The following is a 21,114-nucleotide window of genomic DNA, read 5'->3' on the forward strand; positions in this document are numbered from 1 at the left end:
CGAAACAACAATGTCAATGACAACCTATGAAATGGCTCGAATTTGGGAACAACTCGACGAGTCTCCAGAAAAGGTCATGTTCGGAAAATTGCTGAATGAATTAGGCAACCAAAGTAGTGAGCGTATTCGCAGTGCCGCCAAACAAGTACCATTACCAGTTCTGCGTGATTTAGTCTTTCAGTTTCAACAAGTGATTGAAGCGCGTAAAGGCGAGCAAGTCGAAATCATGGCGAAGGAATTGGCAAAGCAGGGTATTTCGGCTGAAGAGCTTTTAACTTATCTGAACAAATAATTTATTATCAGTACCGATGCCATAGCCCGGAATTTAGTTTCGGGCTTTTTATTGCGTGGTGTTTGCGGCTTCGGTGATTAAGGATTCACATTTCGGTTAATCGGGTTCTGTAAGGAAATAAGCGTCTCTGTGGATTGCACTTCATCAATAGCCTGTAATTTGTCGATCAGCACAAATTGTAATTCTTCAATCGAGCGGCACATTAACTTCACAAAAATATTATAGGCTCCTGTGGTGTAATAGGCTTCCACCACTTCGTCCAGCGCATTGAGTTTGGCGAGCGCCGAATGGTAGTCTCGCGCGGCATTGAGATTGATACCGATAAAACAACACACGTCATAACCCAATTTTTTGGTATTGACGATCACTTCCGTACCCTGAATGATATCGGCCGATTTCATCTTTTCAATGCGAACATGGATAGTGGCAGGACTAACGTTGAACTGCTTGGCCATTTCTGCGTAGGGCGTGCGTGCATCGTCCATTAAAATTTTTAAAATGGCGCGGTCGAGTTCGTCCAGTTTAGCGGTAGTGGCTTGCATCACAGCATCCTTATCATTGAAATGGTTCGCTCAGTTTATCACTGGTCGTTGTTTCTCGTAAGCCGCCGTTTAAGAAAAGCGATAAGCTTTAGTCACGTCAGTGAAAATTGGGTAAACTCAAGCCTCCTCATTATTTCTTTTGTTTCGGAGTTAACTTGCAGCTACAACTGATTTGCGAAGTTCCTGCTCAGCAAGCACATTTGGATACATTAGCCGCGCGTTGGGGATTAAAACCATGCGCCGAGAGCCCATTTGCCTTGGTATTAACTCAGTATCGTCTTGAGTTGCGTAAACTGGATGAGCCTAAACTCGGCGCTATTTATGTCGATTTAGTCACGGGGGCGGTTGCTCACCGACGTAAATTTGGTGGCGGTAAAGGTCAGTCGATAGCCAAAGCTGCTGGACTAAACAAAGGAGCGACACCGACCGTGTTAGATGCAACGGCTGGGTTAGGTCGTGATGCTTTTGTGTTGGCCTCGCTCGGCTGTAAAGTGCAAATGGTCGAGCGGCATCCCGTTGTGGCCGCGCTGCTCGATGATGGTTTAGAGCGTGCCAAGCAAGATGCGGAGATTGGCGGCTGGGTAAGCGAGCGAATGTCGTTACTTCACGCTTCGAGTCATGATGCGCTCGAAAAACTGGCGCAAGATGCAGATTTTGTAAAGCCAGATGTGGTGTATCTTGACCCCATGTACCCGCACCCGGAAAGTAAAAAACAAACGGCTTTGGTAAAAAAGGAGATGCGCGTCTTTCAATCGCTGGTGGGCGCTGACTTGGATGCTGATGCATTATTAAATCCAGCCTTGAGTTTGGCGACCAAACGCGTGGTGGTGAAGCGTCCTGACTATGCCGATTGGTTAGACAAACAAAAGCCGAGTATGGCGATTGAAACCAAGAAAAATCGTTTTGATGTGTATGTGAAAGCGGCGATGATCTAACGCATTCAATACGTTAGCTTTGGCGAGAAAATCTCGTGGCCCATAGATGTAATTTAGTGCTTGCTTAATCGTGTTTGGAATTGTATATCTAACTAATAATTATTCCTATTCGTGATCGAGGCGTACATGAATAAGCGTTTATGCAAATTGAACCGACACGATATTACTAGCCAGCTTGGGGATATCCATCAGATTGTGGCTGCGCCAAAATTTCTTTGTCGCTCATGTGCTCGTTCATCATCGGATAAAAACACGCTGTGTAAGCCTGCTGCTATTCCGAGTGCATCGACAAAGCTTGTTTCGGAAGGGAAGAAACAACTGCGCTCTGGTACGTCAAATGGCATGACGGACAAAGGTAAAAAGGCCGCCAAGCGATCGGAAAAACAGAACAAGAAAGCGTTAAAAAAACAAAAAAAAGTACTGAAGAAGTTAGAAAAAGTGCTGAAACAGCAGCAAAAACTGTTAAAGAAACACCCTGCATTACAAGTAAAGTTTGCCGATGTGAATCAACGAATTTCTTCGGTTAGTGAACGTTCACTACAACGGCAGATTCACTAAAAACAGATAGTTTACTAAAAATAGATGGTTTACTGAAAACAGATGGTGAGTTAAACCGAGCCACGATAGCCCCTTTTTCAACAACAAAGCCCGTGATGATTGCGGGCTTTGTTGTTTTCAGCGCTCAGCCTGATTCAGTGAGTACGGCTGGCAGCGACTTTGCGCTTTACCCAAGTTTCATTGACCCACAGTGAGAACAAAATGATCACGCCGCCAATTGCAAGGCGGATTAAATCTACGTCGCGATTCCAAATCAGAATGTTCACCACTAATCCGGCGGGAACCAGCGCATTATTCATAATCGCTAATGCGCCTGCATTGACTAAACAGGCTCCTTTGTTCCACACGAAGTAACCAAGCCCAGAAGCAATTACCCCTAAGTAGATCAAAATACCCCATTGCAAAGAGGTAGTGGGCAGTTTTTCACTATTGCCAAACAGTAAAAATGCCACGCTTGCTACCACCAATGCACCTAAGTAGAAATAACCGAATACGCTGTGTTGCGCTAAAGTGATGGTCTCTTTTTCCATGACGTATTTATAAGCCACTTGGCCGATAGCAAAACAGAGGTTAGCTCCTTGCACCACCAAAAAACCCAGCAAAAAGTGCTCGTTTATTGCTGCAAATTTAATAAAAACGGCACCGATTACGGCAATGGCCGCCGTCACTAAGTACCACGGAGAAAAGCGGCCTTTCAGTAGATCGTAGATCAGCGTGACGTAGATTGGTGTAAACACCGTAAACAGCAAAACTTCAGGAACCGATAGCAGTAAAAATGATTGATAGTAGAAACAGTACATCAGGCCCAGTTGAATTCCACCAATGGTCATCAACTTAGCGATCAACGGAGCGGGAACGGTTTTAAACCTGATCAAAGGTAGAAATACTAAGCTCGCTAATGCAACGCGCATCCAAACCGCGAACCAAGAATCAACTTGACCGGCGAGATAAACGCCGATCAAGCTAAATGAAAATGCCCAAAGTAGGGTGACTGCAGAGAGATAGGCCATAACAAACAACGCTGAACAGTAAATAACCCGCAGTCTAACCGAGTTTTGGCTTGTCGTCAGTCGTGAAGTGGTATTACAAGCATGTCGACTGGCGAACAGTTAATCAGTTGCCGAGTGGATGAGAGTAACTTGCTCCAAAAATCTTGATGATGACCGCAGACCACCAAATCAACACTGAATTCAGCGATGGTTTCGCAGAGCTCATTACTGAGGTCGCCGCTGCCTACTAGTGTATGGCGGATAGGGTATTGCGCGTGTTCCGCTAAGGCTTGCAGCTGCTTTTGTGACGCTTCCATCGCGTGATGTTGAGTTTCTGCTAAATTGATATCAATGAGTCCGGTATACAGCTCGGCATAGTTGACATCAATGTGAATGAAAGAAACGTCAGCATCGAGTGGTTTTGCCAGTGCAACAGCTTTGTCGACTAAGAGTTTACTGTCTTCTGAAAGATCAATGGCAACCAAAATATGTTGATAACTCATTGTATTATCTCCTGATGGGGTACTGATTAAAGATTAGCACTGAGGCCGAGAGTTTTTTGTCGTCGTGATCTCATATCCGCATACCTGACTCAAAGTGTTATGGTGAGGTTCATGGTATAGTCAATTCAAATCGTTACATAAACTAGGAGTCGACATGTTGTCACAAGCTATGGTTGAAAAACTGAATGAACAAATTAATCTGGAATTTTTTTCATCCAATCTATACTTACAAATGAGTGCTTGGTGTGAAGATAAAGGATTTGAAGGTGCTGCCGAGTTTTTACGCGCTCATGCCGTAGAAGAAATGCAGCACATGCAGCGTTTATTCACCTACGTGAGTGAAACGGGTGCACTGCCTATCCTTGGTGCGATCGCAGCGCCAAAACATAAGTTTACGAGCCTTGGTGAAGTGTTTCGCGAAACTTATCAACATGAGCAGATGATTACTCAGCAGATTAATAAACTCGCTCATGCGGCGTTCACATCTCAAGACTACTCAACGTTTAACTTCCTTCAGTGGTACGTTGCGGAGCAACATGAAGAAGAGAAGTTGTTTAAAGGGATTTTAGATAAGCTAGAGCTTGTGGGTGATGATGGTAAGGCGCTGTTCTTCATCGACAAAGACCTAGCCGCAATGGCAAAAGCCGGCTCATCTTCTGTAATGGATACCCAAGCTGTGTAATCGCAGCAGAAAGAGTATGAAGCGATCGTCTTTTTCTTTGGGTTCTATGCAAAGGTGTAGGGAGGAAAAGATGATCACTGGGGATACAATTTTATTTGCGCTAATGCTGGTCACTGGGGTTAACCTAGTCAGGTATCTTACGGCGCTACGCTCACTTATTTACATCATGCGTGAAGCCCATCCATTGCTTTATCAACAAGTGGATGGCGGTGGCTTTTTTACCACTCACGGTAATGTCACCAAGCAGGTTCGTCTTTTCCATTATTTGAAAGGTAAAGAGTATCACCATCACCACGATCCCCTATTTACGGGCAAGTGTGATCGCGTTAGAGCGCTGTTTATCTTGTCGATGTCATTGCTGGCGGTGACAACCTTCGCGGCTTGTATCGTATAACTGAGCCAGTCATTGTATTGATTAAAGGAGCTATCGTGCTCCTTTTTTATCGTCTGTATAAAGTCATCGACTTATTTCTTCACTATTATGCATCTTCATTGTGCGGCGACTATTATTAGCAAGAGCAATCGAAAGGAGAAAAATAATGGATGAAAAAGCACTGCTCGCACGTTTGAATGAGTTACCTCGTATTCAACAAGTATTACAAGAACTACTCGAAATGGTTAATAAGGAAGAGGTCGATTTTGGTGCGCTCACAAAAAAAATTGCCATGGAACAAGTGTTGAGTGCGCGGCTGCTTCGCCTTGCAAATTCGGCACATTTTGGCGGAAGCCGCACAGTGGCCTCTATCAATGATGCGGTGATTCGTGTCGGAAGTGGCTCGGTGAGAACTATGGTGGTGGCATCGGTATTATCCAGTGCTTTTCCTAAAATTGACACCTTGGATCTGCAGCAATATTGGTCCGATACCTTTGAAATTGCCATTATCGCCAGCAAACTGGGGGCCGCTTGTAAACTCGATGCCAATAGCGTTTTTACTACCGGAATATTGCACAACATTGGCCAATTGATGATCCACACATTAGCGCCGCAAGAAGCGTTGAAAATTCGCCTTTGTGTTGATGCTGGTGAAGTTGAACTAGAAGCACAACAGCAAATCATCCATACCGATGCGAATGTACTGGGGGCGAAGCTAGCCAAAGCTTGGAAGTTTCCTGATGAGATGGTCGATGCGATCGCCTACTCTGCGCAGCCAGAAAAAGCGCAGCTTTCACCAAAACTTGCCCGTGTATTGCATTTTGCCCGTGATATCCACCATCAATGGGATATCCTGACCGAAAAAGAAAAACGTTTATTTCTGGCTGAGCACCCAGATGCTCGTGTGCTGGCAATATCTGCCACATTTGCTGAAACAATTGACGCCGTTCGCGGAAAAGGGCGCGAGCTTGCCGAGCAACTCGTCTAATACCGTCGCTGGTGGATTAACCTTGTCTTCACTCAATTAGTCGTTAAAATGTCCCCCATTGATAAGGATGTACGCCACCAGCGCTGCATCCTTTTTGTTTGTCATTAGGTGCGTGTGCGTCTAGTTAAATGAAGGTGAAAGCATGAGTCAGTCGTTTGATGTTGTCGTTATTGGTGCTGGCGCCGCCGGGCTAATGTGCGCCGCGCAAGCTGGCCTGCGCGGGCGCAGCGTATGCGTTCTCGATCATGCCAAAAAGCCTGGCCGTAAAATTTTGATCTCAGGTGGCGGTCGCTGTAATTTCACCAATTATGAACTATCGGCCGCCAACTACTTATGCCGCAATCCCCATTTCGTTAAATCAGCGTTATCGCAGTACAGCCAGTGGGACTTTATCTCGCTGGTCAGTAAATACAATATTGCGTTTGAAGAGCGCGATCATGGCCAGCTCTTTTGCCTTGATTCGGCGAAGGACATCGTCAATATGTTGCTAAAAGAGTGCGATTTACCGACGGTCAAGCAGCGTTATCAAGTCGAGATTCAATCGATAGATAAGGTGCCAAACGGCTTTCAGCTCACCACCAATGACGGGCCAATCCAATGCCAGTCACTGGTGGTCGCAACGGGTGGCTTGTCGATGCCCAAGCTTGGTGCGACTCCTTTTGGTTACAAAATTGCAGAGCAGTTTGGACTGGCGGTGATCCCAACCACGGCCGGGCTCGTGCCTTTTACACTGCATAAACAAGATAAAGAAGATTTCGCCGAACTGGCCGGCATTGCCATTCCAACTGAAATCACTACTGAAGATGGCACAGTGTTTAAAGAAGCACTGCTGTTTACTCATCGTGGTTTATCTGGGCCGGCGGTGTTGCAAATTTCTTCTTACTGGAAAGCGGGGCAGAAGGTCAGTATCAACTTAGTGCCGGAAGTAGACATCGAGCGGCTATTAAATGAATCACGTGAAGCACACCCAAATCAAAGCTTAAAAAATACACTCGCGAAAGTACTGCCTAAGCGTTTAGTTGAAGTACTGATTGAGCGCAAAGCTTTTGTCGATAAACCGCTCAAACAGTTAAACCCACACGAAATAACCGCTATCGCACACGACTTACAACATTGGCCGATTCTTCCCAATGGTACTGAAGGTTATCGCACAGCCGAAGTCACATTAGGTGGCGTAGACACCGATTGCCTCTCATCGAAAACCATGGAATGCAAATCGGTTCCGGGCCTCTATTTTATTGGTGAGGTAATGGATGTGACGGGCTGGCTTGGTGGCTATAATTTCCAATGGTGTTGGTCAAGCGGTTATGTCGCCGGACAGTGGGTGTAAGTGTGTGTAGAGAAGACCCAAAAGGGGTGACGAGGATCACCCCAAGGATACAAACTTTATTATCTCTACACCGTGCTTTCACGAACGGACTAGCCTGTCTCATTTGTAGGCGTTGATAGCCTCACTTGACCGCAACGGGGCAAGGCGTTGTTCAAAGAAGGTCGGCTGGTTTTTGCACCAGACGCAATATCAGGAAAAATCTTCTCGCCCTTACATTACTCAAGCGAATGCGTCTGCATATCAAATGCTTGGTTCTTTGTACTTACCCTTTGATATCCAAAAATCATAACCATAAATCATAAAAAGTTCGCGCTATCCTTCTGCTTTTTGTTTACTCGAAGGTTGAACATAGCAACGGCTTTTTCATGCTTATCACTTTTAGCTCAAAGCATGTGATTCGACATGCTGTAAAAGTATGAATAAATGTGCATTTTATTGAACCAGTAAACGGCTAAAAATCATATTCACAACGGATGTAAACCCATCTGGATGAAATCAATCTTCTACATTTACTCACAAATAAAGACATGACCTTTTACTCATCCTCACGTCCAATAAGATGCATCTCTATACATCATACCGCGGTGATAATATAGCGCCTTCCACTGTGCTGACTATGGTTCGCTTAGATATCGTTTGAACAAAGCCTAATTTTATAAGGATTTGAAATGAAAACATCTTTTACATTTACGGAGCCTCAAAGCTATTCCCTCGAACGGGCAACATCACTACAAGAACCATTCTTTGTTAAACAGGTGAAGAATGTACCAGCCAGTGCAACGCAAAGCGCTTTGGAGCTTCGCCAGCGCCGGGTAAAAGATATGGATGATAATCGGTTCCTCTCTGAACCGAGTAATAAAATTAACTTATTAAAACATGTGCAAGAGAAGCTATGCCAAGGCGTTACGCCTCAAGAACAACCAAGCGCCTTTGTTGTTACAGGGCAAATGGGCGCTGGGAAATCGACCGCGATAAAAGCATGTTCGTCACAGCTCAAGAATAACTGTGTGGTGGTTGATTATGATGAACTGAAAAAATACATTCCAGGTTATTCGGAGTTAGCAAGCAATGGGCACCCAAGCACGGTGTCAAACTGCCAACAAACGGCGTTGTTTCTCTGCGAAGGTTTAATAAAGTACGGACTTGAAAAAAAATTCAACATGGTGATACAACGCTCCATGTTAGATCAGCAACACTCAATATTACACGTTCTGGATGATTGTAAAAAACATGGCTTTAAGACTCATTTGACGGTGCTAGCCGTTGATAAGTCGTTAAGTATGATGGGGGTTTTCACAAGGTATGAGTCAGCACTTAAAAGTATTAGAGAAGGAAAGTTAGTCCCTGATGGTGCTAGAAGAACGCCATTGAACAAACATGATGAAGCCTATAGCGATATGGACAGTGTCGAGAAGTTTCAAGAGCTTCTTCCATTATTAGATACGATCACTGTGACCTCAAGAGCGGGAATAGAGCTCTATACAGGAAGAAATCCTGATGAAATTGTCAAAGCTTTACAAGATGGTCGAACGGCTAGTAAAAACGATAAACATTTACAGATGGAGGCATTTAACACTCTAATCGGGCTAGTGCGGTATAACGTCCAATTCCCCAATTACGACTATAACTAAGTGGTCTATTCTGTCGAAACCTTTGACGTTTTAAGTCTAGATACCCTCTGATAGGTCAGTGTATCTAGAGGCCGTTACCTGTACGTCAAGAATAAGTTTTGCGATAGAAGCCATCCTTAGCGATAAACTTCACTAAAAAGCACTGTCAAAGCATGGATAGTTTTTTAGAAAAAAGAAGAGCTGCACAGGTTAGCCCTTCTTTTTGTTGTGTGGCAATGAGTTGGTTCTAGCTGGATTTATTTTGTTTATAGCGGTCAAAGATAACCGCCGCGAGCAAAATAGTTCCTCGTACCACGTATTGAGAAAAAGGTGACATATTCAGTAGATTCATCGCATTCTCTACCGTACCGAGGATGAGCACACCCGCAATAACGTAAGATACTTTACCTATCCCGCCTTTGAGCGATACCCCACCGAGCACACAAGCAGAGATGACCACTAACTCAAAACCGACGGAAGTCATCGGCTGACCGCTGGTCATACGCGCGGCTAAAATAACCCCAGCGAGCGCAGAGATAAAGCCAGAGATAGTGAAAATGATGATTTTAGTTTTTACGACGTTAACACCCGCTAATCGTGCGGCTTCTTCATTACCGCCAATCGCTAATGTATTGCGCCCATAAACCGTACGATTTAGTAAAAAGGCAAAAATAGCGAAGGTGACTATGGTTAACCAAATTGGCGTTGGGATACCAAGTAAAGAGGAGTTACCTAGGGTGAAGAAATGTTCTTCAGTGATCCCAACCGCCTTACCGTCAGAGATGATATAACCAAGACCTCGAGCTATTTGCATTGTTGCGAGAGTCGTTATCAGCGCATTGATCTGCAATTTGGCAATAACGAAGCCATTTAGCAAACCAAAGAGTACACCTGAAAGTAAGCCTGCGCCGATACCCAATACCACACTGCTGGTTGCGTTAATCGCTACCGCCGTGACTACGCCAGAGCAGGCAATAACCGAAGCAATCGAGAGATCTAAATCCCCGCAGGCTAGGCAAAATAGCATGGCGCACGCAACCATGCCGCTCATGGAAATAGCCAGACCGAGCCCTTTCATATTAATGAATGTAGCAAAATAAGGGACAAATAAACTGCAAAGCAAAAATAGCCCAGCAAAGACCATCAGCATGCCGAACTTATCCCAGATGGAAGAGAACTTAAAAGAGCGAGTCGGGCTCTCGGTATTGTCTATTTTGGTTGAACTCGTTACAGCCATTAGGATATTCCTTTTTACGCAGCGACGTCGTTGCCAATCATGGCAAGACGCAACGCAGATTGTTCGTTAAATTCAGTTCGTGTTAATTCACCCGTTACTTTGCCATCTTTCATAACCAGTAATCGGTCAGCGATACCAAGCACTTCAGGCATGTCACTAGAGACAACTAAGACAGTCACGCCATTTTCTGCCAATTTGAAGATCAACTCGTATATCTCAGACTTAGCGCCAACATCAATGCCGCGCGTCGGCTCATCTAGCAAAATGACGCTCATATCGGTAGATAACCAACGACCAAGGATCACTTTTTGTTGATTGCCACCGGAGAGCTCGCCAATGGGTTGATCTAACGAAGCGGTTTTGACGTTTAATGACTGGTTTTGTTTGAGTGCATTGCTCGACTCCCACTGGAAGTTGATTAACCCGCCAAGCTTTAGATGCCATGGACGAGCGCTAATGTTGGTGTTTTCTTGCACCGATAAAATAGGCACGATACCGTCTGCTTTGCGATCTTCAGGGCATAAGGTAATGCCCGCCCGAATGGCATCTTCAGGTTTAGTAATTCGTATTTTTTGTCCGTGAAGATAAACATCGCCCGCGGTGGCTTTTTCTGCTCCGAAAATCAAACGGGTAAGTTCTGTTCTGCCCGCACCGACCAGACCAAACAAACCTAATATTTCGCCTTGCTTTATTTCTAGCGAGAGAGGAGCGGTGAGCCCTCTGCCCATCAGGTTTTTAATCGCTAATCCACTTTGACCAAGAGGACGAGAGCGGTAGTTGTAAATGTCATTGATTTCCCGGCCAACCATTAACTCAACTAAACGGTCATGAGTGAGAGTCGAAAGGTCATAACAGGTTTGCACATGAGTACCATCTTTGAAGATGGTGATTGCATCACACAGAGCGAATATTTCTTCCATACGATGAGAAACGTAAAGAATGATTTTGCCGTCGTCGCGCAATTCGCGGATCACTTTAAATAGGTTTTCAATTTCACGTTGAGACAAGCTACTGGTTGGTTCGTCAAAAGCGATGATGTGTGCATTGCGACTTAGCGCTTTAGCAATTTCAACCATTTGCCACTGGCCAATAGAAAACTCTTTTAATGGGCGAGAGGGGTCAAAATTTTCCCCCAAGCGCAATAACTGTTTACGTGCGTTACGATTGAGGGTTTCGGTATCGACCCGGCCATGTTTAGTGGGAAGTTGCCCTAAGAAAATGTTTTCTGCCACGCTGAGTTCAGGAACCAAATTAAGCTCTTGATAAATAATGGCGATACCTTGCTCTAATGCGTCAACCGTTGATTGAAATGTTACTGGATGCCCATCAATGAGCAGCTTGCCGTGGGTGGGTTGATGCAGCCCGCTTAGCGTTTTCAATAGAGTCGATTTCCCGGCCCCATTCTCTCCCATTAAGGCATGAACACTACCGCTGTTAACGCGAAAGCTAATGTCGGTCAGTGCCTTAACACCCGTAAAGTGTTTTGATATTTGGCAAAACTCTAAGCAAGAGTGTGAAGCTGCCATAGTCTGTACTCCTGTTTACTTCGCGAAAGCGGTACGAAGAAGCTGTACCGCTTTTAGCCATTGACAACGAACGCCTTACAGGCCTTTCTTTGCCAGTTCTGCTTCGTAGTTGTCGCGAGTAATTAAGACAACGTCCGTCACTTCAACGAATTTTTGTGGTTCAACACCTTCTTTCACCCATTTATAAAGTGATTCGATGCTTTTGAAGCCGTGTACATCTGGGCTCGGTAAAAGAGAACCATAGAACCCTGTTGGTTTCGATTTAGCTAATTCACTGACAGCATCGACGCCATTAATGCCAACACCAATCACATTACTTGCGTTAAACCCTTGTCCTTCTGTCGCACGAACGCCGCCGAGAACGGTATTGTCGTTCATACCGACGATAAGCCACTGCTTGACCATTGGGTATTGCACCAGTAGCGAGTTTGCTGCATCCAGAGCGCCAGGGATGTCATTTGCTTTGGTTGGTACGCGGTAAATCTGGTTGGATGGGAAACCCGCTTCTTTCAGTGCCTTAATCGAACCATCGACACGACGACGCGCGGTATCCAGCTCGTCTGCGGTTATGGCCATAACGCCCGTTGTTGCGGTATCCCAGCTACGTTTTGTCATCTCTTTGTACAGTTCAGAACCTTGGCGATAACCAATTTCACTGGCAGCCATCATCACCAAAGGCACGTTTGTCATTGGTTCGCCTTTCGCATTAAGGAACTGGTCATCAACCGTGATGACTTTCAAATCGTAGCTTTTTGCTTTAGCCATAATTGCAGGCCCAAGCTTAGGGTCAGGTGTGCAGATGACAAAGCCTTTGGCGCCACTTGCCGCTAGCGTATCGATAGCGTTCAGTGTTTTTTCTCCATCAGGCACCGCCATTTTGATCACTTCAAAGTTATATTGCTTACCGGCTTGCTCAGCAAAATTCCATTCTGTTTGGAACCAAGGCTCTTCAGGTTGTTTTACCAAATAACCTAATTTGAGTTCATCGTTGCTACCGAAAAAGGCATTAGCAGAAATACTGAATAATGCGGTTCCGGTGAGTATTGCGGCAGCGAGTGTGGTTTTTATGCTTTTCATCTTATTTGTCCGTCCACTGGTAGGGTTGTTTCATCTCCATACTTAAGGAAGTTGACGAGCTTTGAAGTGATGAAAATCACAGCAGAAAAATGTAGCGTTTTTGTCCATTTATGTAGCGAGGTAGGGCATGAAGTACCTCTCACTTTTTATAGTTTTATGTGTTTAATTTTATATGAACATCGGCTATTTAGTGTTTTTATGCGCTTTTTTTTCTGGAAAAAAGCTGAAGTGATGATTTTAAAACCATTAGCACAGAATGAGTGTGTCGACTAATTTATCCATATTTTTAGCTATTGGGTTCATGGTGATATTGACGTAAGACCGTTATAAAAATAGGCAGTTAATCGGTCTGATGTGGAGTGACCATGAATAATTTGAATATAGATTCACCTTACGTGATCGGCTTAGATTTTGGCTCTGATTCTGTACGAGCTTTATTGGTGAATGCTCGCAATGGTGAAGAGATTGCGTCTGGCGTGGCTAACTACCCAAGGTGGGCAAAAGGACAATACAGCGACTCGAACCAATCTCGATTTCGTCATCATCCTCTTGATTATATTGAGTCTCTGACCATTGCTGTCCGAGAAACGTTGGCGCAGGTTTCCACGGAGATCGCACAATCTGTTGTTGGTATTGGCGTGGACAGTACGGGTTCAACTCCAGCCCCTATCGATAAAGAGGGCAATGTGTTGGCGTTGCTTCCTGAGTTTGAGCATAACCCCAATGCCATGTTTATCTTGTGGAAAGATCATACTTCCGTGACCAAAGCGGAACGCATTAATGAGCTGGCCCATTCACACACTTTTCCAGACTACACCAAATACATCGGGGGATTGTATTCATCGGAGTGGTTTTGGGCGAAAGCCGCGTGGGTAGCGGAACAAGATGCAGGGCTTGTTCCTTATATCCATAGCTGGGTTGAGTTGTGTGATTGGGTTCCAGCTCTCCTTGCAGGGTGTCAGCATCCTACAAATTTACGTCGTGGTATTTGTGCTGCAGGGCATAAAGCGATGTGGCATGAAAGCTGGGGCGGTTTACCTCCGCAAGATTTTTTATCGGCCATTTCTCCCACGCTCGATGGCATGCGAGATCGAATGTTTACTGAGGTATACACCTCAGACCAATTAGCAGGGCATCTGAGTGCAGAGTGGGCGCAGCGGCTAGGCTTACCAGAGGGAATTGCCATTGCCATTGGTGCTTTTGATTGCCATATGGGCGCGGTGGGCGCTGGCGCTGGCGAACATGACTTAGTGAAAGTTATTGGTACGTCAACATGCGATATTTTGATGGTGGATGCACAAAGTATCGGTGATCGAACCATTCATGGAATATGTGGCCAAGTTACGGGTAGTGCGATGCCAGACTTAATGGCACTGGAGGCTGGGCAATCAGCATTTGGTGATATTTATGCTTGGTACAAACGTGTGATGTTGTGGCCAATCGCGCAACTGGCTAAGCAAAACCCACAATTAGGAATTGATCTGGACGCCGCTGAGGCCTTGTTAATTCCTCAACTTACGGCGGAAGTACAGTCAAAACGTCTGCAACTGGAAACGCCTCTTGCCTTAGATTGGCATAACGGGCGGCGAACGCCTTATGCCAATCAGCGTCTAAAAGGCGCAATTACGGGGCTGAATTTAGGCTCTAGCGCACCAGATATTTTTGCGTCACTGGTGGAATCAACGGCTCATGGCGCGAAATCAATCGTCGATTGCTTCGTTGAGCAAGGTGTCGAAGTGAAACGTGTCATCGCCATTGGCGGAATTTCTCAGAAGTCACCATTTGTGATGCAAACCTGTGCCAATGTCATTGGGCGAGAAATCGCCGTTGTCGCTTCAGAGCAGTGTTGTGCATTAGGTGCGGCCATTTTTGCAGCTGTTGCGGCCGGGGTTTATAGCGATGCCGAGCAAGCTCAAACTCAAATGGCGAGCCCAATCTGCGATGTTTACTACCCAGATGCTGATACCAAAGGGACCAGCGAATGGCGTTACCACGCTTATCGCCAGTTAGGGCAGCAGATCGAACAATTTTCTGAATTCTTGTTGGCACAGGAGCGTACTGATGAGTGTTAAGACTTCTCTAGGCTTCGATTTAGCGAGCGACCCACAAGCAAAGCAACGTCTGAGTGAGCTTCGGCAGCAAGTATGGCAAGCCAATATGGCGCTACAGACCCACGGTTTAGTTACCTTTACTTGGGGCAATGTATCAGGCATTGACCGCTTAACAGGGTTAGTTGTGATTAAGCCAAGTGGCGTCGAATACGAAGCACTCAATGCCGGCAATATGGTGGTGGTTGATCTGAATGGCTTAGTTGTCGAGGGCGATCTTAAACCCTCTTCTGACACGGCTACCCATTTGGCCTTATATCGCGCTTACCCAGAACTTGGCGGCATTGTGCACACGCATTCTCCTCATGCCACCTCTTGGGCTCAAGCAGGTAAAGCCATCCCAGCATTGGGTACTACTCATGCTGACTATTTCTACGGCAGCATTCCCTGTACTCGCCCCTTGACCAATGCCGAAATCGCAACCGACTACGAACACCATACAGGCAAGGTCATCATTGAAACGATCAGTGGTGGTGAAGTGTTGGCCATTCCTGGGGTTATTGTTAATGAACACGGCCCATTCAGCTGGGGTAAGGATGCTGATCACGCCGTTCATAACTCAGTTGTCATGGAGGTTGTCGCCAAAATGGCGCTGCAAACTTTGCAGATCAACCCTCAAGTGACCTTCATCAATCAAGCCCTACTGGATAAACATTACTTACGTAAACACGGAGCTAATGCTTATTACGGTCAAAGTAATGTAAAAAATAAATAAGGGATAACAATGAACACGTTTACCAATCAACAAGTGTGGTTTGTCACTGGGTCGCAGCACCTTTACGGACCTCAAGTATTACAAAATGTCGCGCAAAATAGCCAAGAAATTATCCATGGTTTAAATCACTCTCCAGCCATTTCAGTTCCTTTGGTGAACAAAGGTACAGTGAAGACGCCAGATGAGATATTAGAGGTTTGTCGCCAAGCCAATAATGATGATTCATGTATTGGTCTCGTGCTTTGGATGCACACATTCTCGCCTGCAAAAATGTGGATTGCGGGGTTAAGCCAGCTCAACAAGCCGTTCTTGCATCTTCATACTCAATTCAATGCGGCCCTACCTTGGGATGAAATTGATATGGGTTTTATGAACCTAAATCAAAGTGCCCATGGTTGTCGTGAGTTTGGTTTTATTGGCACGCGACTGGGGATTGATCGAAAAGTAGTCGTGGGGCATTGGGAGAGCCCGATTGTTCACCAACAGGTGGATGATTGGTGCCGTGCAGCGATTGCTATTCATGAAGGGAAGTCGCTTAAAGTAGCGCGTTTTGGCGACAACATGCGTCAAGTCGCGGTGACGGAAGGAAACAAAGTCTCTGCGCAAATTCAATTTGGTTATGAAGTTCATGGCTATGGTTTGGGTGAGCTGAGCGAGAGCGTCAATCAAGTTTCAGACAGTGATGCTAAGGCTTTAATGGATGAATACGCTTCTTGCTACAGCATGAGCCCTGAACTTTTCAAAGACAGCGCAAGTATCAATATTCTAACCCAAGAAGCGAAGTTGGAATTGGGTATGCTGCGTTTCTTGGATTCCGTGGGCGCGAAGGCATTCACCAACACCTTTGAAAACTTATCGGGTATTTCGAACCTGCCGGGCTTGGCCACACAACGCTTGATGGAAAAAGGCTTCGGGTACGGCGGTGAGGGGGATTGGAAGACCGCAGCGATGACTCGCATTATGAAAGTGATGGGGCAAGGCCGAGTGGGCGGAACATCGTTCATGGAAGACTACACCTACAACTTTGGTCAGCAAAGCCAAGTGCTCGGCGCTCATATGCTGGAAGTTTGCCCTTCCATTGCTCAAGACAAGCCAAAGATTGAAATTCATCGTCACACTATTGGCTGCAAATGCGACACTGCTCGTATGATGTTCAGCGGAAAAGCGGGGCCTGCGGTAAACGTATCTTTGATTGATCTTGGAAATCGCTTTCGCATGATAGTCAATACGGTCGATACTCAAGCTCCACCACAATCGCTACCTAAATTACCCGTGGCGCATGCGTTATGGACGCCGCAACCCAACCTTGAGACGGCAGCCGCAGCATGGATCCATGCGGGTGGCGCGCATCATACCGTATACAGCCAAGCGGTGAGCGTTGAGATGTTAGCGGATTATGCCGAAATGGCGGGGATCGAAATGGTATTAATCGATAACCAAACCTCCTTGTATCCATTCAAGTCCGCACTCAAAACAAACAGCGTTTATTACCGTTTATCTTCAGGTATTTAAACCCGCGGAACACTCCCTCATCTGAGGGAGTGTTCATTAAGCTATGGTGTGAACATGAATGCTCTTCCTTTATCCACTGGCTTACCATTACTGCGTTATAAAGAGTGGTATTTGGAATTAAAAGCCGATACACCCGATCAATTTCAGCTGTGTTGTGAGGATAAACCTGTATTCGTTGGGCAGCTTGAGCTGATCAACAATGGGCTTATCATTGATATGCGCTCTGTGGTTTGGCATTTCAGATCTAAGCAAAACCATTTAGAGCAGTGGTGCAACATTCAGCTTAACGAAACACTCTCATTGAGTATGACTTACACCTTTTTTCAAGGTGCATTGGTGATTGATTATCTTGCGCGAAACAGCATCCCAACTCGGCTTGATATTCGACATCACATTACTCAAACCGACGTTAGCCACCAACTGGCCACGCAACCTGAAGACATCATCTCTTCGATTAAAGGTTGGCAAAGAAAACGTAATGACCAACCCAGTGAATACTTAATCGAACCCGTAGGACATGGCTTCTGTGAGGCTTTTTCTGCGACCCAATGGATAGTCTTAGATGAAAAGTGTGAACTGAAAAATCGTACTTAACGGAGAGGTTGCTTACACTACACGTAAATTACAGTGAATATTGCCCCCATGCAGAATAACCCTCTAAAACCTGGATATAACTTTAATGCTCATTTAGTGGCTGGACTAACGCCAATTATTGAGGGAGATGAACTGGATTTTACGATTGATCGACCTAATGGCATGAAAGGTTTTATTGTCAATTTTACGAGCAAAGGCGAGGGAACCATTTTTTATGGCGAAGATGAGTTTCACGTGAAACCTGGAGACTTACTTCTTTTCCCTCCAACAGCGGCTCACTATTATCATCGAAAAAAAGATTGTGCTTCTTGGTTTCACCGTTGGGTTTATTTTCGGCCACGAGCCTTTTGGCATGACTGGCTAACATGGCAACAGCAAAAAAATGGCGTCTACTTAACGCAAGGGTTGGATGAGAATACCATTCGCTATATTGAAAACCTGTTTATCGATATTGAATACACTTCAAAACAAGATGTCCCTTATCGAAATGATTTATCGATTAACTTGCTCGAACAATTATTGATTAGATGTAAGACACTGCAACCGGATGTCGTCAGCAAACCGCTTGACCCTAGGGTGGTGGAAGCGATGAATTATATGACGCAAAACCTCAATCAAGACTTCACTATCGAGGATGTTTCGGCCCATATCTGTTTATCACCATCGCGTTTAGGCCACCTATTTCGTTCTGAAATGGAGATGACCATAACCCAATGGCGCGACGACCAAAGGATCAGCCGAGCCAAACAATTACTGGTCACGTCTAACTACTCGGTCAATCACATTGGTCGAATTGTGGGCTATTCAGACCCACTCTATTTTTCTCGTGTTTTTAAACGTAAGGCCGGTGTGAGCCCTAAGATTTACCGCGATCAAATTACTTTGTAAACCTATGCAATCTGTCCGTTTGGGCTTTTCGTCAATTTGGGTCGCTGTCATTGAGTGATCGTTTTAGGCGTTTTAAACTGCTGCACGACAAGCCCTGTGATGATCAGCACTAAACCAATCAGAGTGGTGGGGTGAATAGTTTCGCCAATAATAGTAGCCAGCAACAGCAGTGAGATGAAAGGTGAAGCAAAAATGAGATTGCTGATCCTTGCGGTGTTGGCCGTGAGTTTTAATGCACTCAACCACAGCACGAAGGTGATCCCCATTTCAAACAAGCCGACATAAGTTACCGCGCTCCACCCTTTAATCGTAATCTGATGCCAGCTTGCACCTTCATAACAACTTAAACCAATCGCAAAAGGGATGGCGATCAAAAATCCCAGTAAAACGCCAATCACGGGGTCGGCGGTGTTTTTGGTATTAAGAATCCAGTAGCCAGCCCAAAGAAGCGTTGATAATAGTGCCAGCCCAACACCCAGCGGGCTATCAAACTGCATGGCTAAAATATCACCCTTAGTCGCGATAACCACCACACCAAAATAGCTCAGTGCACACGCTATCCAATCTTGTTTACGAATGGTTTGTCCTAAAAATACAGCGGCCATCAGTGTCAGGGTTATGGCCCAACTGTAGTTGATTGCTTGCGCTTGAGAGGCGGGCAGCAGTGAGTAAGCCTTAAACAGAATGAGGTAGTATGCGAGAGGGTTAATTAAGCCCAACAATAAGTAATACCAAGGGTTAGCGAGAAAGGTACTCACCACTTGGTTGAGCTTGCCTTGCAGCGCGCAAATGCCCAGCAGTACGCACCCAGAGACAGCACTCGCAACCGTCAGCATCTGGATCGGCGTAAATTCAGCCAGCGTAAGTTTGAAAGCCGTGGCAACCGTTGACCACAATAATACGGCAGATAAGCCAAAGCCGAGTGCGCGTCGTTCGTCCATGAATCCTCGTTAGAATAATTGTTGAAATAGTGTTCAGCGGCGCAAGTCTATAGTTTGCTGTTAACTTGTACAAACTGGACATTTATCCAGTATCGAAATACCATTTGTCCATGACTGATAAAATGAGTTAACCCGTTATCATGCAATGGATTATCGAAAATCAAGCGTTAGTGCTTTCAACGTTAGGCAGCGCCGTGCTGAGCGGCTCAGTGGCTGGCTGGTGGGTTAAGCAGAAGCTCAATTTGAAAAGTGAGCTATTACAACAGCAGTTAGAGACTCATCAAGCCCATCATCAGCAGCAGATAATCGAACTCAAACAAGCTTTGCAGCAGGCGCGACAAGAGTTGGATGAGCTGGATGAAGAACGAGATAAAGCCGCATTTGAGCTTAAGCAATCGCACGGGAAATTCATGGCCGCGATGGAAAAGTTGCGCTATTTCGAAGTGGTTAAGCAAGAGCGGCAACAGAGCATGGAAGATGCGCACGCTCTGCGTGAGCAGAAATCGCAACTTGAGGCTCAACTGCGTGAGCAAGAAGCGCGGCATGAACAGCAAATTCAATCGAGCCAAGAAAAACTACAGTTACTTGAACACGCTGAGGAACGCCTAAAGCAGCAGTTTGAGCAGCTAGCCAATCAGTTATTTGAAGTCAAAACCGCGAAAGTGGATCAGCAGAACCGTCAAAGTTTGGAAGGGCTACTTTCTCCACTGAAAGAGCAGCTCGAAGGGTTTAAAAAGCAGGTCAATGACAGCTTCAATCACGAAGCGAAAGAGCGCCATACGTTGGTTCATGAATTGAAAAACTTACAACGCCTCAATGAACAGATGGCGCAAGAGGCACTCAATTTGACCCAAGCGCTGAAAGGCGACAATAAACAGCAAGGCAATTGGGGCGAAGTGGTTCTCGCGCGGGTGCTGACCGAATCAGGCCTGCGTGAAGGGCATGAATATCACACTCAAGTCAGTTTGCAAAACGAGGCGGGTAAGCGTTATCAACCCGATGTAATTGTCAATTTACCACACGATAAGCAGGTGGTGATTGACTCGAAAATGGCGCTGGTGGCTTATGAGCGTTATTTCCATGCTCAAACTGAAAGTGAACGTGCTCGCGCATTAAGTGAGCATTTACTTGCACTGCGCGCCCATATAAAAGGACTTGGTCAGAAAGATTATCATCAGCTCAAAGGGCTACAAAGTTTGGATTACGTGCTGATGTTTATTCCCGTCGAACCTGCATTCCAAGTGGCGATTCAAGCTGATCCCAGCTTGGTAAAAGAGGCGATGGAGCAAAATATTTTGCTGGTTAGCCCAACCACCTTGTTGGTTGCGCTGCGTACGATCGATAATTTATGGCGTAATGATCGACAAAACCAGAACGCGAAGTTGATCGCTGAGCGGGCCAGCAAATTGTACGATAAATTACGCTTGTTTATGGAGGACATGGAAGGGCTTGGTGGCGCGTTAGACCGTGCAAACCAAAACTATCAAGGGGCGATGAATAAGCTCGCGACAGGGCGTGGCAACGCACTGCGTCAAGCCGAAAGTTTTAAACAACTTGGCGTCGAGATAAAACGTTCCATAAACAGCGAATGGGTCGAACAAGCACAAAATGAGGCATGGGCAGACAGTGCGGTGGAAAATGCACCTTTAGTAGAAAGACATCACGCTGAGGATAAAGTAAACTGATCGCTCGCAGTCGCCTTTAACAACACAGT

The 21,114-nt window shown here is 45.6% G+C and carries 21 protein-coding genes; 14 read left to right on the forward strand and 7 right to left on the reverse strand.

The window, feature by feature from the left end; genetic code table 11:
- Positions 1–10 precede the first annotated feature (10 nt).
- Positions 11–292 carry an H-NS-like global regulator TsrA gene (gene tsrA, locus AACQ17_RS07380; protein ID WP_017044523.1) on the forward strand — a complete coding sequence of 94 codons (282 nt, stop codon included), beginning with the start codon at positions 11–13 and terminating at the stop codon, positions 290–292.
- Between the two features lie 77 nt (positions 293–369).
- Here tsrA and asnC read toward each other — a convergent pair whose 3' ends face one another.
- Positions 370–834: a transcriptional regulator AsnC gene (gene asnC / locus AACQ17_RS07385; RefSeq protein ID WP_010319577.1), complete on the reverse strand. Its 465-nt coding sequence runs from the start codon at positions 832–834 to the stop codon at positions 370–372.
- Between the two features lie 155 nt (positions 835–989).
- Here asnC and AACQ17_RS07390 point away from each other — a divergent pair, with 155 nt between their 5' ends.
- Complete coding sequence (locus AACQ17_RS07390; RefSeq protein WP_094147304.1) at positions 990–1,769, forward strand: class I SAM-dependent methyltransferase; 780 nt, start codon at positions 990–992, stop codon at positions 1,767–1,769.
- A 111-nt stretch (positions 1,770–1,880) separates the two neighbouring features.
- Positions 1,881–2,327 (forward strand): hypothetical protein, encoded by a 447-nt coding sequence (locus AACQ17_RS07395; RefSeq protein ID WP_013855620.1) that lies wholly within the window; start codon positions 1,881–1,883, stop codon positions 2,325–2,327.
- Between the two features lie 134 nt (positions 2,328–2,461).
- Here the strand turns inward: AACQ17_RS07395 and AACQ17_RS07400 are convergent, their stop codons facing one another.
- Both AACQ17_RS07400 and AACQ17_RS07405 read right to left on the reverse strand, forming a co-directional pair.
- The gene (locus AACQ17_RS07400; protein WP_088721460.1) at positions 2,462–3,337 is read right to left on the reverse strand and encodes a carboxylate/amino acid/amine transporter; all 876 of its coding nucleotides are present in this window, start codon (positions 3,335–3,337) and stop codon (positions 2,462–2,464) included.
- 56 nt (positions 3,338–3,393) lie between these two features.
- Positions 3,394–3,819 (reverse strand): universal stress protein, encoded by a 426-nt coding sequence (locus AACQ17_RS07405; protein WP_010319581.1) that lies wholly within the window; start codon positions 3,817–3,819, stop codon positions 3,394–3,396.
- A 154-nt stretch (positions 3,820–3,973) separates the two neighbouring features.
- Here AACQ17_RS07405 and ftnA point away from each other — a divergent pair, with 154 nt between their 5' ends.
- The 5 genes from ftnA (at position 3,974) to AACQ17_RS07430 (ending at position 8,823) form a co-directional block, all read left to right on the forward strand.
- Positions 3,974–4,501: a non-heme ferritin gene (gene ftnA / locus AACQ17_RS07410; protein WP_013855622.1), complete on the forward strand. Its 528-nt coding sequence runs from the start codon at positions 3,974–3,976 to the stop codon at positions 4,499–4,501.
- Between the two features lie 70 nt (positions 4,502–4,571).
- Complete coding sequence (uspB, locus tag AACQ17_RS07415) at positions 4,572–4,895, forward strand: universal stress protein UspB (RefSeq protein ID WP_010319583.1); 324 nt, start codon at positions 4,572–4,574, stop codon at positions 4,893–4,895.
- A gap of 145 nt (positions 4,896–5,040) precedes the next feature.
- A complete protein-coding gene (locus AACQ17_RS07420) occupies positions 5,041–5,862 on the forward strand; it encodes an HDOD domain-containing protein (protein WP_019282127.1) in 822 nt (273 codons plus the stop codon).
- A gap of 142 nt (positions 5,863–6,004) precedes the next feature.
- Entirely contained in the window at positions 6,005–7,192 is a 1,188-nt protein-coding gene (locus AACQ17_RS07425; protein WP_013855625.1) for an NAD(P)/FAD-dependent oxidoreductase, read from the forward strand.
- Between the two features lie 668 nt (positions 7,193–7,860).
- Positions 7,861–8,823 carry a zeta toxin family protein gene (locus AACQ17_RS07430; protein WP_094147305.1) on the forward strand — a complete coding sequence of 321 codons (963 nt, stop codon included), beginning with the start codon at positions 7,861–7,863 and terminating at the stop codon, positions 8,821–8,823.
- Between the two features lie 226 nt (positions 8,824–9,049).
- Here AACQ17_RS07430 and araH read toward each other — a convergent pair whose 3' ends face one another.
- The 3 genes from araH to AACQ17_RS07445 form a co-directional block, all read right to left on the reverse strand.
- Positions 9,050–10,039, reverse strand: a complete 990-nt coding sequence (araH, locus tag AACQ17_RS07435) for an L-arabinose ABC transporter permease AraH (protein WP_013855627.1) — start codon at positions 10,037–10,039, stop codon at positions 9,050–9,052.
- A gap of 14 nt (positions 10,040–10,053) precedes the next feature.
- On the reverse strand, positions 10,054–11,565 hold the full coding sequence (gene araG / locus AACQ17_RS07440) for an L-arabinose ABC transporter ATP-binding protein AraG (RefSeq protein ID WP_013855628.1): 1,512 nt from the start codon (positions 11,563–11,565) through the stop codon (positions 10,054–10,056).
- A gap of 75 nt (positions 11,566–11,640) precedes the next feature.
- A complete protein-coding gene (locus AACQ17_RS07445) occupies positions 11,641–12,642 on the reverse strand; it encodes an arabinose ABC transporter substrate-binding protein (RefSeq protein WP_166538089.1) in 1,002 nt (333 codons plus the stop codon).
- A gap of 365 nt (positions 12,643–13,007) precedes the next feature.
- Between AACQ17_RS07445 and AACQ17_RS07450 the strand changes: the two genes are divergently transcribed.
- The 5 genes from AACQ17_RS07450 to araC are packed head-to-tail and all read left to right on the forward strand — an operon-like array spanning position 13,008 to position 18,459.
- The gene (locus tag AACQ17_RS07450) at positions 13,008–14,714 is read left to right on the forward strand and encodes a ribulokinase (protein WP_166538063.1); all 1,707 of its coding nucleotides are present in this window, start codon (positions 13,008–13,010) and stop codon (positions 14,712–14,714) included.
- A complete protein-coding gene (locus AACQ17_RS07455; protein ID WP_088733013.1) occupies positions 14,704–15,465 on the forward strand; it encodes an L-ribulose-5-phosphate 4-epimerase in 762 nt (253 codons plus the stop codon). The genes AACQ17_RS07450 and AACQ17_RS07455 overlap by 11 nt, the downstream gene beginning before the upstream one ends.
- 9 nt (positions 15,466–15,474) lie before the next feature.
- Complete coding sequence (gene araA / locus AACQ17_RS07460; RefSeq protein WP_094147308.1) at positions 15,475–16,977, forward strand: L-arabinose isomerase; 1,503 nt, start codon at positions 15,475–15,477, stop codon at positions 16,975–16,977.
- A 54-nt stretch (positions 16,978–17,031) separates the two neighbouring features.
- Complete coding sequence (locus AACQ17_RS07465; protein ID WP_017044513.1) at positions 17,032–17,571, forward strand: hypothetical protein; 540 nt, start codon at positions 17,032–17,034, stop codon at positions 17,569–17,571.
- A gap of 48 nt (positions 17,572–17,619) precedes the next feature.
- The gene (araC, locus tag AACQ17_RS07470) at positions 17,620–18,459 is read left to right on the forward strand and encodes an arabinose operon transcriptional regulator AraC (protein ID WP_029189931.1); all 840 of its coding nucleotides are present in this window, start codon (positions 17,620–17,622) and stop codon (positions 18,457–18,459) included.
- 47 nt (positions 18,460–18,506) lie between these two features.
- Here the strand turns inward: araC and AACQ17_RS07475 are convergent, their stop codons facing one another.
- Positions 18,507–19,400 (reverse strand): DMT family transporter, encoded by an 894-nt coding sequence (locus AACQ17_RS07475; RefSeq protein ID WP_017044512.1) that lies wholly within the window; start codon positions 19,398–19,400, stop codon positions 18,507–18,509.
- A 140-nt stretch (positions 19,401–19,540) separates the two neighbouring features.
- Here AACQ17_RS07475 and rmuC point away from each other — a divergent pair, with 140 nt between their 5' ends.
- On the forward strand, positions 19,541–21,085 hold the full coding sequence (rmuC, locus tag AACQ17_RS07480) for a DNA recombination protein RmuC (RefSeq protein WP_013855636.1): 1,545 nt from the start codon (positions 19,541–19,543) through the stop codon (positions 21,083–21,085).
- Positions 21,086–21,114 lie beyond the last annotated feature (29 nt).

The sequence above is a fragment of the Vibrio sp. V10_P2A27P122 genome, from assembly GCF_963874335.1.
GTDB classification, from domain to species: domain Bacteria; phylum Pseudomonadota; class Gammaproteobacteria; order Enterobacterales; family Vibrionaceae; genus Vibrio; species Vibrio anguillarum.